16 protein-coding genes are annotated in these 16,856 nt (G+C 73.7%); 8 read left to right on the top strand and 8 right to left on the bottom strand.

Features of this window, described 5'->3' with window-relative positions; genetic code table 11:
- Positions 1-51 precede the first annotated feature (51 nt).
- The 6 genes from IE332_RS07040 to IE332_RS07065 all read left to right on the top strand — a co-directional run bounded on the left by IE332_RS07040 (position 52) and on the right by IE332_RS07065 (position 5,792).
- The gene (locus tag IE332_RS07040) at positions 52-390 is read left to right on the top strand and encodes a cyclic-phosphate processing receiver domain-containing protein (RefSeq protein ID WP_189914272.1); all 339 of its coding nucleotides are present in this window, start codon (positions 52-54) and stop codon (positions 388-390) included.
- Positions 391-446: 56 nt separating this feature from the next.
- Complete coding sequence (locus tag IE332_RS07045; protein ID WP_189914273.1) at positions 447-1,274, top strand: helix-turn-helix domain-containing protein; 828 nt, start codon at positions 447-449, stop codon at positions 1,272-1,274.
- A 20-nt stretch (positions 1,275-1,294) separates the two neighbouring features.
- Positions 1,295-1,588 carry a putative quinol monooxygenase gene (locus IE332_RS07050; RefSeq protein ID WP_189914274.1) on the top strand — a complete coding sequence of 98 codons (294 nt, stop codon included), beginning with the start codon at positions 1,295-1,297 and terminating at the stop codon, positions 1,586-1,588.
- A gap of 621 nt (positions 1,589-2,209) precedes the next feature.
- Positions 2,210-2,941: a sensor domain-containing protein gene (locus tag IE332_RS07055; RefSeq protein WP_189914275.1), complete on the top strand. Its 732-nt coding sequence runs from the start codon at positions 2,210-2,212 to the stop codon at positions 2,939-2,941.
- Positions 2,938-4,752: a coiled-coil domain-containing protein gene (locus IE332_RS07060; protein WP_189914276.1), complete on the top strand. Its 1,815-nt coding sequence runs from the start codon at positions 2,938-2,940 to the stop codon at positions 4,750-4,752. Before IE332_RS07055 ends, IE332_RS07060 begins: the two co-directional genes overlap by 4 nt.
- 56 nt (positions 4,753-4,808) lie before the next feature.
- Complete coding sequence (locus IE332_RS07065; RefSeq protein WP_189914277.1) at positions 4,809-5,792, top strand: GNAT family N-acetyltransferase; 984 nt, start codon at positions 4,809-4,811, stop codon at positions 5,790-5,792.
- Positions 5,793-6,082: 290 nt separating this feature from the next.
- Here the strand turns inward: IE332_RS07065 and IE332_RS07070 are convergent, their stop codons facing one another.
- The 4 genes from IE332_RS07070 to IE332_RS07085 form a co-directional block, all read right to left on the bottom strand.
- Positions 6,083-6,727: a hypothetical protein gene (locus IE332_RS07070; protein ID WP_189914278.1), complete on the bottom strand. Its 645-nt coding sequence runs from the start codon at positions 6,725-6,727 to the stop codon at positions 6,083-6,085.
- Positions 6,728-6,827: 100 nt separating this feature from the next.
- Complete coding sequence (locus IE332_RS07075) at positions 6,828-9,608, bottom strand: DUF7825 domain-containing protein (protein WP_189914279.1); 2,781 nt, start codon at positions 9,606-9,608, stop codon at positions 6,828-6,830.
- A 118-nt stretch (positions 9,609-9,726) separates the two neighbouring features.
- Positions 9,727-10,143, bottom strand: a complete 417-nt coding sequence (locus IE332_RS07080) for an Imm50 family immunity protein (RefSeq protein WP_189914280.1) — start codon at positions 10,141-10,143, stop codon at positions 9,727-9,729.
- Positions 10,136-10,651 (bottom strand): Imm50 family immunity protein, encoded by a 516-nt coding sequence (locus IE332_RS07085; RefSeq protein ID WP_189914281.1) that lies wholly within the window; start codon positions 10,649-10,651, stop codon positions 10,136-10,138. The genes IE332_RS07080 and IE332_RS07085 overlap by 8 nt, the downstream gene beginning before the upstream one ends.
- Before the next feature lie 214 nt (positions 10,652-10,865).
- Between IE332_RS07085 and IE332_RS07090 the strand changes: the two genes are divergently transcribed.
- A complete protein-coding gene (locus tag IE332_RS07090) occupies positions 10,866-12,086 on the top strand; it encodes a CapA family protein (protein WP_189914282.1) in 1,221 nt (406 codons plus the stop codon).
- A 131-nt stretch (positions 12,087-12,217) separates the two neighbouring features.
- Positions 12,218-12,592, top strand: coding sequence for a hypothetical protein (locus IE332_RS07095; protein ID WP_189914283.1), 375 nt, complete (start codon positions 12,218-12,220; stop codon positions 12,590-12,592).
- Between the two features lie 57 nt (positions 12,593-12,649).
- Here IE332_RS07095 and IE332_RS07100 read toward each other — a convergent pair whose 3' ends face one another.
- The 4 genes from IE332_RS07100 to IE332_RS07115 form a co-directional block, all read right to left on the bottom strand.
- Positions 12,650-13,507, bottom strand: coding sequence for a patatin-like phospholipase family protein (locus IE332_RS07100; protein ID WP_189914284.1), 858 nt, complete (start codon positions 13,505-13,507; stop codon positions 12,650-12,652).
- 166 nt (positions 13,508-13,673) lie between these two features.
- Positions 13,674-14,138, bottom strand: a complete 465-nt coding sequence (locus IE332_RS07105; RefSeq protein WP_189914285.1) for a DUF8821 family protein — start codon at positions 14,136-14,138, stop codon at positions 13,674-13,676.
- Between the two features lie 129 nt (positions 14,139-14,267).
- Positions 14,268-15,374: a terpene synthase family protein gene (locus tag IE332_RS07110; RefSeq protein ID WP_189914286.1), complete on the bottom strand. Its 1,107-nt coding sequence runs from the start codon at positions 15,372-15,374 to the stop codon at positions 14,268-14,270.
- A gap of 58 nt (positions 15,375-15,432) precedes the next feature.
- The gene (locus IE332_RS07115) at positions 15,433-16,851 is read right to left on the bottom strand and encodes a cytochrome P450 (protein ID WP_189914287.1); all 1,419 of its coding nucleotides are present in this window, start codon (positions 16,849-16,851) and stop codon (positions 15,433-15,435) included.
- Between the last annotated feature and the right edge of the window lie 5 nt (positions 16,852-16,856).

Here is a 16,856-nt window from a genome sequence, read left to right on the forward strand (position 1 = left end):
GAGCGTCGATACTCCGTGGTCATCCCGCCCACCGACTGTGACAATCACCCGGTGAAGGAAGCCCCCACCCCGCCGACACCCGTCGTCCTCGGCATAGACGACCTCCGCCCCCTCCCCCGGGCCACCCGGATCGCCCGCACCAGCCGCGAGGGCATCCGGCTTCTGGAGGAGCACCGCGACAGCTTCATCGACGAGCTGTGGCTCGACCACGACCTCGGTGGCGACGACACGATCATGCCGGTGGTGACCCTCATGGAAGAAGCCGCCTTCAACGGACAGCCCTTCCGGATCGGAGCCGTCTTCGTCCACAGCGCCAACCCCGTCGGCGCCGAAACCGTCGTCAGGTCACTCACCCGCTGGAGCTACCGTGTCCAGCGGGCAACGGCCTAGAGAGGCCGGCCGCCTCCGGTCACACGGTCACGGGCCGGACCGACAGTGGGGGAACCATGCGAATCGCGCACGCGCCACCGACGCCGGCCCTGCGAGCCTTCGTCGAGCGGTACTGGTGGGGTGAGGGGGAGGCCGGCGACCTGCCCCTGCTGCTGCCCGGGACGGGCGCCGAGCTGTGGATCCACTGGACGGGCGGGGTCGAGCTGTGCGGAGCGAACGGACTGCCGCCGCAGCCGCTGCCCGCCGCGCACCTGCTCTGCCTCCGACAGGAGCGCTGGTCACTGACCTCACGAGCGGCGGTCGGCTTCGTGGCCGTCCGGTTCCGGGCCGGTGCCCTGCGCCACTTCCTCGGCACGGGCATCGACGACGTGGCCGACCGGGTGGTGAGCGCCACAGACCTGTGGGGCCCGGAGGGCCGGCGGATGACCGACGAGGTGCGCCTGGCCACCGATCCGGGCGCGCGCACGGACGCCCTCGATCGCTTCCTCACCGGACTGCTCGCCGTCCACCACCGGGCCGACCCGTGGATGGACGCGGCAGTGGACCTTGTGTACCGCAGTCCCGGCGGCATGCGGGTGGATGCACTGGCCGAGCGGCTCGGGGTCGGCTCCAGACGGCTGCAACGGGCCTTCCCGCCGGCGGTCGGGGTGGGCCCGAAAGGGTTCCAGCGTCTGGCCAGGTTCCAGAGGCTCACCCGTGCCCTGCTGCTGTCGGATCAACGCCGTTATCTGCCGGAGGCGTTGGGCGCGGGCTTCTACGACCAGAACCACTTCATCCGCGAGTTCCGGCACTTCACCGGTCGGCGCCCGACCGCACTGCTGGGCCAGGGACTGTCGCATTTCTACTATGAGCCGCTGCGCGGTCCCGGTCAGGCTGGGCACTGACCCAGAGAAAGGGCGGTCCGATGACCATGGTGGTAGCGATCCTGCAGGCCAGACCCGGGCAGGAAGACATTCTCGAGGCGGCCCTGTGCCAGGTCGCCGAACGCTCCCAGGAGGAGCAGGGGGCGGTGGCCTACACGGTCGGCCGCCAGGAGGGCGGCCGGTTCCTGGTCTCGGAGCGGTATGCGGACCGCGCGGCGTGCGACGCCCACTTCGCCGCCTCCTACGTGACCGATCTGCTGGCGCGCTTTCCGGAGCTCCTGGACGGTGAGCCGCAGGTCGAGTTCACCGACGTGGTCACCGGCTTCGTCCGCTGAACGCCCGGCACCGAGCTCGCCGCCCGTGCTGCCGGGATGGACAGCGGTCCCACCCCGCGGACGACGGTGGGCCCGTAGTCGATGGTGTGCGGGTTCAGCTTCCCGACGTCCGTGCTGTCGGTGGACAGGGGCGGATCGGCCGCCGGGCGGGTGGTGTTGAAGTAGGCGGAGAAGGTCGGGGCTTCTGCGCGGTGATCGCGGCGATGCTCGCGTTCCAGTTGGTGTCGACGGTGTGCCAGGCCCTCGACGTGGCGAAGAGGGCCGCGGCCAGGGCGACGAATCGGACACATCGTTCGAACCGACCGTTCTCCAGCGGTTCGACGTCCGCCGGCGCGTCCCGGCACCGACTCCGCGCGGGCCGCACCACTCTTGTGCGGCCCGCGCGGAGTCGGGGACCCTGGACCCGGCGATGCGCGCAAGTCGTCGTGCAGGCACCCGAATCCGACGGATCATCACGAGGTTGCCATGGCCGAACAGTCCGAACCCTCCGACGCGGGCGGCACGGCGGCCGCCGAGAACCCGGGCGCGTCCCCCCGCTGGGCGCCCCCACCCGCCGGTACGTCTCCGTACGGACCGCCTCCCACGACCGGAGTCGCGCCTGTCGTGCCTGTCGCGCCGCCCATGCCGACGCAGCCGCCCGATCCGCCCGACTCGCCCGGGCGGCCACGGAAGTGGACTCCCCGGCGGCCGCCCGCCCTGGTCCTGGCCCTGGTTCTCGTGCTGTGCCTCGGGTTGGCCGGCGGCGCCTGGTGGCTCTGGCTGCGCGACCCGCACCCCGCGAAGAGCCTGCACGTGGCGGCGGGCACCGTACAGGCGGACCTGCTGAGCCCGGACGACGTCAGCGGCCTGGCCGGGACCACCGTCGTCGCCGGCCCGCGGACCGGCGAGCCGCCCGCCGAGCTGACGGCGGAACCCTCGAGCTGCGCCGCGGCGGTCGGCCCGGCCACCCGTACCGTCTACGGGAACGACTGGACGGCGTTCCTCGCGGCGACCTACGAGGACGCGGCGGGCGTCGGCGACTACACGGTGACCCAGGCCGTCGGCCTCTACCCGGACACCGCCAAGGCCGGGACCGCCTACCGGGCGCTGACCGACGGCATCGAGGGCTGCCCGACCGCGGTGCGCACCGACCAGGACGGCACCACCTCGACCTGGAACTACAGCAGTGACACGACCGGCCCGGACGCGATCGCCTGGACGTCGCGGCAGTACGCCGGCGACGGCTGGTCCTGCTACCGCCAGGCCCGGCTGAAGGGCCGGGCGCTCCTGCAGGTCGCGCTCTGCCAGGCCGGGGACGGCAAAGCGGCCGCCGCGGCCATCGCCGACCGGTTCGCGGCGGGGGTGAAGGGATGAGTACCGCCCACCCGGGCCCGTCCATGCCGGATCACAGCGCCTCGGCCGGGCTGCGGCGAGTCCTGGGCCTCGTCCTCGTCGCGGCGCTCGTACCGGTTCTCACCGCCGGCCCGGCAAACGGAGCACCGACGCCGCGGCCCGACGTCCGCGTCACGGCCGGACGGCTCGCCGCGGTGCCCGCCGCAGTGCCCGCGGCGAGCCCCGCCCCGGGCGCTGCGGAGAGCGCCGCCGCGCCCCAGCCGCTGCGCACGAGCGGCGCCTATCCCGGCGACCTCAACTCCCGGATCACGTCCTTCGGACAGCAGATCGCGCCCCTGTCGCAGCGCGCGGGCGCGCTGGTCGCGCAGAAGCAGTCGCTCGACCAGCGCGGCGCGGCCCTCGGCGCCGCGCTCGACGCCCTCAGCGCCCAGGCGTCCGCCACCTCCGCCAAGTTCGCGGCCCACAACGGCAAAGTGGACGCCCACAACGCCAAGGTGGACGCGCACAACGCCAAACCGCACACCTTCCAGATGCCCGCCCAGGCCGCCGAAGCCGCCGCCTACGACTCGGAGAAGGCCGCCCTCGACGCCGAAGGCGCCCAACTCGCCGGGGAACAGGGCGAACTGGACACAGAGAAGGACCAGCTGCGCACCCGGCTGACCGAACTCGACGGCGAACGCGCAGCCCTCACCACCGAGACGACGGCCTACAACACCGAAGCCGGCGCACTGCGGGGCGACGCCCAGCAGATGGTGCTGCAGCGCCGTCAACTGCTCCAGGAGATGGCCTCCGCCCTGCAGAGCGTGCCCGCCCCGCCGCCGGCCACGGCCGACCGGCCGGCCACACCCTCCCCGGCGGCGGCGTCGATGGCCCGGGGCGGCGACGCACCCCGCCCCGCGAACGCCACCGCCAGCCACCCGAACGCGCCCGCCGCCGGCGGCGACCGCCCGGCCCGGGCCGCGCAGGCCCGCGCCCTCGACGCCTACGGGCGCCAGCACGACGTCAAGGTCGACAAACGCCCCGTCACCGCCTACCTGACCCCCGACACGCTCGCCAGGGCCTCCGAGGCCGACGCCGGCCAGGTCAACCCCTCCGCCACGTTCGACGGCCTCGCCCCCAAGCCGAACGGCCACTACACGGCCCTGGCCGCACGAACCGCCGGACTCGCCCGCGGCGACCAGCAGGACGCCTTCCGCTCCGCCGTCGCCAACGGCGGCCAGGCGACAGCCACCGTCGACGGCAAGAAGATCGTCATCGACCAGGTCGAACCGGTCCAGGCCTGCCGGACCTCCGCCGGGAACGCCGCCCTGCCCGACACCGGCGTCCCCCCGGTCACACCCGCCACCGCGGTACAGGACACACCACAGGCCCGGCCCGCGCGCACGACCGACCAGTGCGGGCCCACCGAGGACGACGCCAAGGCGGCCCGGAGCCGGGCCGAGGAACTCCAGGCCCAGCGCCCACCCCCGATGAACGACCGCGGCACGACCGCCGTCATCGGCGTCTACAACACCGCCACCAAGACCTGGACCAACCGCATCGCCATCGAGGGCGGCGGCCCCCTGCCGCCCGGCTGGGAACTGCGCCCCGGCGAGAAGTTCGTCCAGGCCGACGGAGCCGCCAGCCGCCCGGTCATCCACGCGGAGGAGACCGTCATCGACAGCCTCGGGCCTGACGAGGTCATCGGCTACGGCGGCACCTCACGCAACATCTGCCAGGACGCCTGCTACCGGGCCCTCGCCGGGCGCGGCATCACCTTCGGCGGAGCCGGCGACCGCGGCGGCGCACCGGACAAGTCCCCCTACTCGACCTTCTGGTCCGAAGGCTGGTGACCCCTCCACCCACAAACCACCGGCGGACCTGCCTCGAAGTTCGAGATCATCCGATCATGTCGGATGACACGCCAGGACAGGACCTTCCGGCCGGCTTCGGGTTCCGGCCGTATCGGGGCGACGAGGACCACGGCCCCATGGCCGCGGTGCGGCTGGGATGTGTCGAACGGGACCGGGTCGACGCCCGTTCGGTTGTGGAAGGGCTCCCAACAGCGGCCGAGATCGCCGAGGCCTCTGCCAAGCTGGACGAGCCGTCCAAGAACCAGGTCCTGGTGGTACGCGACGGGAGCGTCGTCGGCTACTCGACGATCCGGTGGTGGCAGGAGCGGGACGGTACGTGGCTTTACCTGCACCGCGGTTACCTCTTGCCCGAGCATCGCGACCAGGGCATCGGGTCAGCCATGCTGAGCTGGGCCGAAGAGCGGATCGGCCAGCTCATCGAAGACCATGGCACGGCTCGGACTGCAGTGATCGGTGCGAACGCCATGGTCTCCGAGCAGGACGCCACGGCGCTGCTGCTCGCAGCCGGCTACCGACGTGTCTTCAGTCTGGTCGAGCTGGAGTTGGGCGATCTGCAGCAGTTGCCCGAACGAGGCAGCGAACTCCCGGCCGGGATACGGACGGGGCCGATCGGGACCAGCCACTACCGCCCGGCCTGGAGGACGGTCGTCGATTCGTATGCGGAAACCGGTTTCACTCAGAAATGGACCTTCCAGGACTTCGTCGACACCGCCGACCCGGCATGCTGGAGGGCTGCCTGGAGGGGGCAGGAGATGCTCGGTGTGGCCCTCTGCTCCATCCGCAGCCACGACCGCACCGTGGGCGAGGTGGAAGAGCTGAGCGTCCGAACGGACCAGCGACGCCTCGGAATCGGCCGGATCCTGCTGCTGGAAGGGCTGCGAAGCCTTCGCGAGCAGGGCGCAACGACGGCCAGGCTGTACACGGGCACGGCAAATCCCCACCGGTCCTACGATCTTTACGAGAGCGTGGGGTTCCGGAGACAGAACGAGTATGTCCGCTACCGCAGGCCGCTCGCTTGATCGACCAGCCATTGGACTGTCCGGTCGATCCACAGAATTCGACAATTCCTCGCACATACGGTGAGTGACCGTCAGCGGTTCAGCGCGTCGAGGATCAGCTGCACTTCCCGGCGCCATTCGCTGGCGTCGATGTGGTCCGTCCATCCTTGTGCGAGTTGGGAACCATCGCCGAGGACTCGCCGAATGGTCCGGTTCCCCACGTTCCCATCGTCGGCTCCTGGTGGTGCTGATCTCTGTCGGAGACAGCATGGCATCAACGACCACCGGCCTCGCGTCGGCTCCCGTGTCCGTCAGTCGGCTGCGGCGAACCGGCGTCCTCGGTCCAGGAAGGCCGTGATGCCCGCGACCCCGCCGAGTTCGTGGATCGTCCGGGTGGCGCCGAACGGCGCGTTCCAGAACTCCCCCTGCTGCGGCGTGTGCGGACCGACGTAGGCGTACGGCTCCTGCTCGAACGCGTCGCCCGGCGAGACGCCGTAGTTCACCGCGCCAACGGTCACAGCGAGGTCGAAGTGCTCGGGCCAGATGACCGGCTCCTCGCCTGGGAACAGCCCGTCGAGTGCCGCCTCGCCGAGTGCGAAGCAGTGCGCGAGCCGGCGGGCGGCTGACGGGTCCACCTCGATCGCGTGGTCGGCGGCGACGCCCGGACCGTCCGCGTACAGCCCCGTCGGGGCGCCGACGGTGAGCCCGAGGGCCGTGCCGAGAGCGGCGCAGCTGGTCCGTTCGAGGGACAGCACCTGTCCGGGCCCGACCAGCTCCGCGCCGATCACCCGCAACCGCGGCTCGGCGACGGTGGTGAAGCCGCCCGCGCAGGCCCGCAACCGGATCGTCCCGCTCGCCCGGTACTGCGGCCCGGCCAGGACCAACTCGGCCACCGCGTGCAGGGAGCGGCGGGTCCGGGCGAAGGTCTCGGCGTCCGTGCGGGCCTCGTTGTCCATGCCGCCATGGTCTCCCGGGGCGGAGCCGTACGCGACGGCGCACCGGGCCTCTCGGACAGGCCCGGGCACGGCAGCGCGGCAGCCCCGGGGTTCGGTGCGGTCAGGGCGTCAGGATCGTGGTGAGCCGGGTGGCCTCCGTGCGGACTCGGCGGGGTGCGGTCGGGGTGGTCAGGATGTCGAGGGCGGGGAGGGCGGTGCGGATGTGCTCGGTGGCGGCGCACTCGGCGGCCAGTGCGAGGGTGTCCGCCAGGCCTCGCCGGCCGGGTTCGGCGGCGAGTTCGGTGATCAGGGTGGTGAGTACCGTCCAGACCGCCCGGCCCTCGCCGCTGCGCACGGCGTCGGCCAGGACGGGCAGGACCCGGTTCGGTTTGGCGACGGAGAGCCGCCAGAGCGCCGCGAGCCAGGTGCCGAGCGCCTCGGGCCGGAGGCGTCCGCGTGCGTTCGCCGTCAGCAGGGCGTCCAGTGCGGCGGTGCGGTTCTCCGCCCGGGTGGCGGTCAGGCCGTAGGCGAGGAGGAGGTGGCTGACCGGGCCGAGTTCGCCCGGGGTGTCCGCGAGCCGGGGCAGCAGGGGGTCGGTCTCCCGGGATGCGGCCGCATGCGAGTGGAAGACCGCGCCGGGGAGGGCGTGGGCGGCTACGGCCTCCGGGTGCCAGGGCGCCAGCCAGGGGAGCTGGGCGAGTTCGGCGGGCTGCGTCGACGGGGCGCCCGCGAACCGGGCGGTGTCGGTGGGGTCGGGAAGGGCGTGGAGCAGGGCGGCGAGGCCGTCCGGTACGGGTGCGACGGTGATGGCGGCGGCGACGGCGAGTGGTGCGATGCGCGGGAGCGTGGGCGGGACCCGGCCGTGGCCGCCGGCCTGCTCGGGCTGGTCCGGGGACTGGACGTGGAACCGGTCGGGTGCGGGTGGCACCGTGTCGGACGGCAGGTCGCAGCCGAGCCCGGCAGCGGCGGCGCGAACGGCGGGCAGTGCCTGCGGGGGTGTCCGGAGCAGGGACTGGGCGAGGTCGGCGGGCCAAGGACGGGCACCGGCGGCGCGGTGGGACGCGAGCCGTTCGGTGAGCACGGCCGGGTCGATCGTGCCGTCCGCGGCGGTGGGGGTGGCGAGCAGGCACGGCACCGGCGCGTCGGAGATCCGGCACGCCGTTTCGTGGACGCGCAGTGCCGGGATGACGGCGGGGGTGCGCAGGTGGCCGGGGAGGCCGAGGAGTTCGGCCGTGTGCCGTTCGGACTCGTGCGGTCGGTCGGTCAGGGCGTCGAGCAGGCAGCCGAGCGCTCCCGTGACGCTGCGGGCCTCCCAGAGCCACACCCGGTCGTCGCCGCGCCGGGCGGCGAGCGGGGCGAGCGCGGTCCGCAGGGCGGCCGGGTCGCAGTGGTGCTCCGCGACGAGGGCGGCGAACACCACCTCGAACTCGCCGGGGTCGGGTACCCGGTCGGCCATGACGGCCCCCAGCCGCTCGGCGAGGTCGAACGGCCCGGCGGGAGCGGTCGGCAGTGCGCCGTGCCTGGCGGGCACAGCGGGCGTGGCGGGCACAGCGGGCGGGGCAGGCAGGGCCGGCGTCGGGCTCGGCGGCGAGGCAGGGACGGCCAGCAGGCGGCGGGCGTCGCTCCGGAGGGCGGCGCCGAGGGCGGTGGCGGCGGCGCGTACGGCCTCGGCGGTGGCGGGAGCCGTGTCGGGCAGGTGGCGGGCGGCCAGGCGCAGCGCGCGTTCCTGGACGGCGGGGGCCGGGTGGGTGAAGGCCGCGGCGATGGCGGGCAGCAGGGCGTCGGCCGCGGACGGGTCGCGGCGCAGCGCGGCGTCGGCCCTGCTGAGCTGGGTGGTGGCGAGCGCCTTCTCCGGGCGGGTCAGGACCGCGGTGGTGAGTTCGGCGAACAGTGCCGAGGGCAGCCGAGCGTCTACGGACAGCAGCGCCGTCTGGGCGGCCTTGGCGGCGGTCGGCGCGCCGGCGGCGGCCAGTCGGACGTGGTCGGGTGCTCGGGCGAGGACCTCGTCGGCGTCCGGCGACAGTGCCGCGTACAGCTGGAGGAATCCGCGCAGGTTGCCTGGCCGGTCGCCGCGCAGGAGACGGCCGAGGCAGAGGTCGATCAGTTCGGCGCGGTCGAGCAGGCCCTCGCCCGCCAGGGTGGTGAGCGCTCGGGGCCACTCGTTGTCCGGTCCGAAGCGGGCGGCGTACGGATCGGCGAACTCGGTACCGACGTCGGGGACTTCGAACAGGCGGCGGACGAACTCGGCGAGCCGGGGCTGGGCGCGCAGCCAGGAGAGCAGGGTGTCGTGGTGCGGCGCCGGCCCGCGCAGACCCCGTTCGGCGAACCACTCGGCGATCTCGCGGTGGTGGTAGCGCATCAGGCTGCCCTGGCGCACCCAGCCGATAACGTAGCCGTCGGTGGTGGGGAGTTCGGCGCCGGACCAGACGGCGAGGCCGTGGGCGATCAGCCAGCGGGCTCCGTCACCGCGTACGGGCAGCCACTCGGCGAGCCGGATCGCGAGTTCGCGGTGGAACTCCGCGTCACGGTCCGGTTGGAGCAGGGCCAGCAGGACGGCGTGCTCGTCGGGGTTGGTGGAGCCGCCGCCGGGCAGCGGCCAGCAGGCGTCGAGGAGGCGGCGGGAGGTCAGCCAGTCCAGGGCCTCGGCCGGGGTCGCGGCGGCGTGGATCCCGGCGAACTGCAGGGCGGCGAGCTGGTCGTACGCGGTGGAGTAACGTCTGTGGTCGCCCGAGGAGAGCTCGCGGGCCAGCTCGGTACGGAGCTTGCGCAGCGGGGTGCGCAGGTGGCGCAGCTCGCCGGCGGGCACCGGGGACAGTCGGTCGATCACCCCCTGCGGGACCCGGTCGGCGATGAGCGCGCGCACGTCGTCCCAGCTGATCGTCTCGTTCGTACGGTCGGTCATGACGCCCCTCTCCTCCGGTTCGGCGGCTGGTCGTGAACGTAGCGTGCCGCACTGACAACCGTCCGGGAGGGCCGGAGTGTCTCCCCGCCCCCGGGCATCCGTCAGCCTCGGAAATCCGTCACTCGGCGCCCCAGAGCTGTCCGACGGGCGGCTCGGCCCGGATCTCGGCCGCCGTGAAGGACACGTGCTTGCCCCGCCCGGCGAGCAGGACCCGCCGCCCGGTGAGCGTGGCCCGGGTCGTGGGCCAGCCCGACCAGGCGTCCACCTGGAAGTCCGTCACACCGACGCAGACCAGCGTGAACTCGACCGCGTTGTGCCCGCGCTCCCGCCACAGGTCCGCGGCCCCGGCCGGGACGGCACGCGCGGAGAACCGCAGGGTGACGGACGCTTCGCGCTCGTCGACGAGGACGGAGTCCAGGCCGTAGTCGCTCAGCGGGGGCGGCGACGCGCCGAGCACCTCGCGGAGCGTCCCGGGGTTCGCCACCTCCGCGGACCAGTCGTGCTCAGCCAGGGAGCCCTCCGGGGAGTCACCCATAGAACATCTTCGCGGTGGTGGGCGGCAGCAGGCCGCCGTACAGCCGCCGGTCGATCGGGCTCACGAACCACCGCTCGGCCGCGTACGGTTGCGCGCCGTCGGAGCGGTAGGCGTTGAGGTGCCCCGCTTTGAGCGCGGCGTGTGCGGTGAAGTCCAGTGAGAACCCCCGGCCGCGCACCCCGACCGCGATCCGGCCCTCCCGTTCCCGCTGGTAGCGGCTCAGTCCGACGTCGACCACGGTGCCGTCGGGGACGCCCCGCATCCGCAGGTCCTCCTCGACCCCGAAGAACTCGATCTGGGCCTCGAACCGGTCGCAGCCCGCGTCCACCCAGGCCTGCGGGGCGAGGTCGGGGAAGGACGGGAACTCGACCCGCAACGTCACGCCGGCGCCACGCGGGCTCAGGTGCACCGATCGGAGCACCAGGCGCTCCAGCGGCGGCAGCTCGGTGTAGAGCGCGGCCAACTGCCCGGCGGGGAGCAGCAGCTCCGGCCACGCGTCGACCGGCATGGGCCCGCCCTCCCCTTCCGGATACCCCTCCGGATACCCCTGCGAATAGCTCCAACAGCCTCTTGACCTGGGATGCTACCGCGCGCTCCCCCGCCCCTCGCCCCGCCCTCCGCCTGATGTCCGGCCGGCCCCGTCGGCGTGGGGCCGAGGGAGAGCGGCCGGGCGGTCGCATAGTCGGATGGCCGATGACACCTTCCGATCATGAGACGAGACGATGATGCGTCTGCCCCGCCGAGCGGCCGTCACGACGGCCGTCACGCTGCTCCTGGCACCCGCGGGCTGCGGCTCCCCCGCGGCGGCGCCGCCGGCGGACGGCCGGAGCCCCGCCGTCGCCGCCCCGGCCGGTGCCACCGCTGCCGCGTCCCCCACCGCCGCGTCCCCCACCGGGCCGCGGGCGTTCACCCTGCTCGCCACCGGCGACGTGCTGCCGCACACCGAGATCATCCGGCAGGCCAAGGAGGACGCCGGCGGGGCCGGGTACGACTTCCGCGCGATGTTCGCCGACGTCAAACCGCTGATCAGCGGCGCTGACCTCGCCATCTGCCACATGGAGACCGTCTACGGCGCCGACGGCGGGCCGTTCACGGGCTACCCGGCGTTCAAATCTCCCCCGCAGGTCGCCGCCGCCCTCAAGGACGCCGGGTACACCGCCTGCGACACCGCCTCCAACCACACCCTCGACGACGGCCCGGACGGCATCCGGCGCACGCTCGACGCCATGGACGCCGTGGGCCTGGCGCACACCGGCTCGGCCCGCGACGAGGCCGAGGCCGGGAGGCCCGCACTGCTCCGGGCCGGCGGCGCCACCGTGGCGCACCTCGCCTACACGTACGGCACCAACGGGATCCCGCTGCCGGCGGGCCGGCCCTGGGCGGTGAACCTGATCGACCGGGACCGGATCCTCGCCGACGCGCGCGCCGCCCGGGCGGGCGGTGCGGACCTCGTGGTGGTGAGCGTCCACTGGGGCACCGAGTGGCAGGACGCGCCGAACGACCAGCAGCTCACCCTGGCCCGCGACCTGGCCGCCGGGCAGGGCGAGGGCCGGCCCGACATCGACCTCGTCCTCGGCACCCACGCCCACATCCCGCAGGCGTACGAGCGGATCAACGACACCTGGACGGTGTACGGCCTCGGCGACCAGCTCGCCGGACACATGTTCACCTACGACGGCGCCGAGGATCCGCGCGGCAACTGGAGCTCGATCGCCCGGTTCACCTTCGCCCCGCCGGCCGCGCCGGGGCAGCGGTGGACGGTCGCCAAGGCCGAGTTCATCCCGCAGGTGACGGACCTCGGCCCGCCCTACCGCGTCCTCGACCTGCGGAAGGCCGCCCGCCGCGACCCCGGCCGGGCCGACTACGCCCGGGCGCTGGAGCACATCCGCTCGACGGTTCTCAGCCGGGGCGCGGCCGCGTCGGGGCTGACCATGTCCCCCTGAACCCGGCAGCGGGAGGGCGACGGCAGGGCCCGCCACCGAGAGCCGGGTACCGTGACGTGCCCGGCGGACAGTGGCCGGGCCCGCGGGCCGGTCGGCCCGGCGGCACCGATCGAGGGAGAGGCGGAGAACGGATGACCCTGGAGGAAGGCCGACGAGTCAGGCTGGCCGAGGACCTCGAACTCGGCGCGGCGGTCGCCGGGGAGCCGGGGGCGGTCGTCGGGCTCCTCTCGCTGGGGGCCGGGCTCGAGGGCACCGTCGAACGGGTGGACGGGGAGCTCCCGGAGAGCCGTGAGGTCCTGGAGTACCAGCGGCTCACCGCGCTGTTCGAGGACTACGGGCACACCATGCCGACGGCGAGCCGCGAGCGGCTGGAGGCGGAGATCGCGGCGCTGGAGCCGGAGTGGGCCGCGTACCGGGAGCGGGGGAAGCGGGTGACGGTCCGGGTCAGGTTCGACAACGGCTTCGTCCTCGACGGAGCCCACCAGGACGTCCTCACCGCCCTGTGAGGGACGACGCCCCGGCGTGACGCCGGCGGGCCCGCCCGTGCGCCCATCACCCCCTGCTCACTCCGCGGTCGTGCGCAGCGCCGGCCAGGTACGGGCGACCGAGGCGGCGAGGGCCGCGCCCTGCCGGTGGCCGGCCCGGGCGGCGGCGGGGCGCCGGGCGTTGGCGGTCAGGTCGCGTCCCATCGCGCGGCGGGCACCGGCGTCCGGGGCGATCAGGGTGGTGTGCGTACCGGCGGCGCGCAGCTCCTGCGCCTGCTGCCCGGCGCTGGGGTGCGGCCCGACGGCGGTGGGGACGGGTGCGACGGCCAGCACCTGGCGGTGGCCGGCGGCGAGCTGGAGGTTGGCCGTGGAGCGGGCACCGCCGTCGATCCACTGCCGCCCGAGGGCCGTGGTGGGCGGCCAGACCAGCGGGACAGAGCAGCTGGCGGCGACCGCGTCGGCGAGGTCGAGCCCCGAGTCGGCGTCGAACGCCTCGACACCGCCGGTCCGGGCGTCCACAGCGGTGATCCGCAGCGACTGCGCGGGCCAGGCGGTGGCATCGCGCAGCAGGGTGCGCACGACGTCGTGGATGTCCTGGGCGGGGGTGGGACGCGCGGTCAGGGCGGCGCGGCCCAGGCGCCGGACGGAGCGTTCCGGGTCGCGGGTGGCTAGGGCCGCCCACAGGAAGCGCAGGGTCTGCGCGGCGGTGACGCCCATCTCGATCCGGTCGAGGTCGGCCAGTTGACGTTCGTACAGTTCACGGGCGGGTTCGCCGCTCGCGAGCCGGGCGCCGAAGATGGCTCCGGCCGAGGTGCCGATGACGGTGTCGGCGGCCGTCAGGTCGACCCCGCCGTCGGCGAGGCCGGCGAGCACACCGATCAGCCACGCGCCGCCGACCGGTCCGCCGCCGCCCAGTACCAGTGCCGTCCCGATCATGGCGTTCCTCTCCCCCGGCCCAATAAGTGGGGATCACTCCCCGCTTTTCTTGGACGTGAGGATACACCGGCGGCGGGCCGCGCCGCCCACCCCCGTACCCGTTCGGTGCCGGCACCGGCAGGGGCGGCGGCGGCAGCAGCAGGCGGCGGGCCGCAGCACCGGGCGGTCAGTACTCGTTCTTGATGACGAAGTACGAGCCGCGGATCGTCCCGGCGAGCTTCGACTTCTGACGGGCGAACTTGAACCGCGGGGCCAGCTCCTCCGGGACCTCCATCCCCTCGGCGAGCTTGAACCCCACCGCGCGCTTCTTGTCGCCGTCGACGGTGTACATCACGTTGACCGACAGCCCGCTCTCGTAGAAGACGTAGGCCATGCGGATGTTCTCGACCTGGAAGGCCGTGGCCTCCAGCGGTCGGGACGAGATGACGATGTCGCGCTCTTCCTTGAGGATCCGGTGCACCCAGTCGACGACCGCCGCGGCGTCAGCAGCCGGCTCGACCGTGAAGACGTGGTCGTACTTGTTCCTGAAGTACCGGGCCTCGTTCGCCCGCAGGCCGGCGAGCGCCTCCGCGACGGGCGACGACTCCAGACCGACGGTCGAGACGGTGGCGAAATCCACGGTGTACGTCACGGCAGGTACCTTCCCATCGGCGTCGACAGACGGACGATAGCCCCTCGGCCGGGCACCGGACGCGAACCGCCGCCCGTTCCACGCCCAGCGTGTTCGGGGTACTCGGTTGCGAGCCGCGCCCGCGGAGGGTCAGGCCGGGGTCCGCCCTCCGAGCAGGTCCGGGTTGCGGGTGAGGCGGAGGGTGTCGATCTCCACGTAGCGGCCGGAGTTGACCCCCCATTCCAGGTTGCCGCGCATCCAGGCCTTCATGCCGCCGGCGAAGGCGCCGACGGCGGCCCGGTCCGCCTCGCGGAGGCCGTGCCAGCTGCCGCAGAGGGTGGTGAGCGACTCCTCGGCGTCCAGGAAGACGCCGATGTCGCGGGCGACCTTGCGGTACACGTGGTCGATGGCGTCCTGGATGCCGCAGCCGAGCTCCCGGCTCACCGCGAGCACGCCGTTGGTGACCTCGCCGACGACGAGTTCCTTCTGCAGGGAGAGGACGTCGTTGACCCAGACGACGACGTCGGAGGCCTTGTCGACCATCGTGCGCAGCTGCTCGGACTCGTGGAGCAGGGCCGGTACCTCCAGGCCGGCCGCGTACTCCAGCAGGTCCAGCGAGGGGGTGATGCCTCCCGAGGCGCGGCGCAGCTGGGCGTAGCCGCTGAGGGCGGGGACGTGCCGGTGCTCGCGGTTCACCGCCTCGTAGCGGAAGGCGTCCAGGAACTGCCCCATGTGGGTGATGAAGCGCAGCTGCCACTGGATGCTCTGCCGCCCGGCGAGGCGTCGCCACACCTCGGCGAGTTCGTCCGCGAGCGGCGGCGCGTCACCGGCCGGCGGCGGCGCGTCACCGGCCGGCGGCGGCGCGTCACCGGCCGACGGCGACGGTTCGGCGGAACGAAGGGTGAGGGCCGCGAGCATCCGAAGGGTGGTGCGGGTGTCGTCGGCGGCGTCCGTGGGGGCCCAGTCGTCGTACAGGTCGTCGATGACGAAGGCCCAGGTGAACCAGCCGGCGAGCGGCGAGAGCCGCTCGGCGCGCAGGTCCGGGTAGCAGCGGGCGATGAGCTCGCCCAGGTGGGTGTCGGCGAGCCGCTTGCGGGCGCGCGGCCCGTCCACCAGGCCGTAGCGGTCCGCCCATTCCAGGATCAGCCGCTCCAGCTCCTCCCGGTACGGGGACATCCGGGGCGGCAGCTGGTACAGGACGTGGTCGGGGTCGGGCAGCAGCCGCAGGTCGAGGGGAACGGTCGGGGGTGTCGTCATCCGGGTGTCGGTCTCCTTCGAGCCGGTGCGGTGCGGTGCGGGTCCGGTGCGGTGCGCTTCACGGACGGCTGCGCAGCCGCAGGCGCAGCGGGGCCGGGTGGATCACCGTCCACGGCCGGGGCTCGACCAGGTGCGCGGGCAGTGGTCCCGGCGGCGGTTCCAGCCGCCACCGGGAGGTGATGACCGCGACGGCCAGGGTGAGTTCGGTCAGGGAGTAGACGTCGCCGATGCACTTGCGGGAGCCGGTGCCGAAGGGGACGTAGGCCCGGCGCGGGAGTTCGGCCGCGCGGGCGGGCGACCAGCGGTCGACGTCGAAGCGTTCGGGGTCGGGGTAGAGGTCGGGGCGGTGGTGGAGGAGGTAGGGGGAGAGCAGGACGGCGGTGCCCGGGCGGAGGTGCTCGCCTGCCAGCTCGACCGGCTCGGTGACGGTGCGGCTGTAGAACCAGGCGGACGGGTAGAAGCGGAGCGTCTCCGCCACCACCCGGCGGGCGAGGTCCAGGCGGGTGACGTCCGCCAGGGTGACCCCGGCGGGTATGGCACCGGCGGGCGTGGCACTGCCGGGAACGGCCTGGCGGAGCCGGGCGGGGAGGATCGCGCGCGCCTCCCGGGCGACGGCGTCGGCCAGCTCCTCGTCCAGGGAGAGGAAGTGCAGTGCCCAGCCGAGCGCCGAGGCCGAGGTGCCGATGCCGCCGGTGAGCATGGTGACGATCTGGTCCCGCATCTCCCGGTCGGTCAGGCCCTCCCCCACCATCAGCGTGAGCAGGTCGTGGTCGCCGCCGTCGCCGCGTCGGCGGCCCTCGATCGCGCCGTCGACCACCTCGTTCACGGTGCGGCAGGCCTGGCGGAAACGGCGGTTGGCCCGGGTCGGCAGCCGGTCGAACAGCCGGGACGGGGAGCGCATCTGCCGGCCGATGCCGTGGTGGAAGTCCGGGTAGACGGCGGCGATCCGGGCCACCGCGGTGGAGGAGCGGTCCGCGGAGAACATCGTCCGGGTGATGATCCTGGCGATCAGCCGGTAGGCGTGGTCCTCGACGGCGATCACCCGGCCGTCGGCCCAGCCGGCCGCGGTGGCGGTCACCTCCTCCAGCATCACCGGCAGGTAGCGGGTGAAGGCCTCCGGGCGGAAGGCGGGCTGGAGTTGCCGGCGCTGTCGGCGGTGCACGTCGTGGGGCGTGGAACCGAGCCCGTCGCCCAGGAACCAGCGCAGCTTGTCGAAGAGCGGCCCGCCCTTGTCGAAGTGCCGGGTGTCGGTGAGGACGTGGTGGAACAGGTCGGGGGTGCAGACCATCATCGCGCGCTGCGGTCCGAGCCGGAGTTCCACCAGGTCGCCTTGGTCGGCGAGCGAGCGCAGGAACGGCAGCGGATGGCGGAAGAGGGCCGGGACGTGTCCGACCAGCGGGAGAGCGCCGGCCGCGCGGGCGGTGCGGTGGGTGGTCGTGGTGGTGGTCGCGGTGGTGCTCGCGGTGGGTGCCGTCATGTCTC

This window comes from Kitasatospora xanthocidica, from assembly GCF_014656195.1.
In the GTDB taxonomy this organism is placed as follows: Bacteria; Actinomycetota; Actinomycetes; order Streptomycetales; family Streptomycetaceae; genus Kitasatospora; species Kitasatospora xanthocidica.